Consider the following 344-nt stretch of genomic DNA (forward strand, 5'->3'; position numbering starts at 1 on the left):
GGACAACACCTCGGGCAACACTACCCATGACGACTTCGCCGTCCAGGTGGTCGATTCCGACGGTGATCCGGCCTCCACGACGCTCTCCATCGCCATCGTCGACGACGTGCCGACGGCGGTTGCCGACACGGACAGTGTCACGGAAGGCGGCACGGCGAGCGGCAACGTGATTACCGGCGTCGGCAGCGACGGCAATGCGGCCGGCGCCGACACCAAGGGTGCCGACGGCGCCGCGGTGAGCGGCGTGACGGGTTCTGGGGCAACGACGGTGGTGGGCGGCGACTTCCATGTCGTTGGCCAGTACGGCACGCTGACACTGAGCCCCGACGGCACCTATAGCTACG

The 344-nt window shown here is 68.0% G+C and carries 1 protein-coding gene; it reads left to right on the forward strand.

Going from position 1 to position 344, the window contains the following annotated elements; all coding sequences use genetic code 11:
* A partial coding sequence (locus EN845_RS35695; RefSeq protein ID WP_168247841.1) for a hypothetical protein occupies nt 1–344 on the forward strand: 344 nt, incomplete at both ends.

Origin of the sequence: Mesorhizobium sp. M8A.F.Ca.ET.202.01.1.1 (genome assembly GCF_004791595.1) — a bacterium.
In the GTDB taxonomy this organism is placed as follows: Bacteria; Pseudomonadota; Alphaproteobacteria; order Rhizobiales; family Rhizobiaceae; genus Mesorhizobium.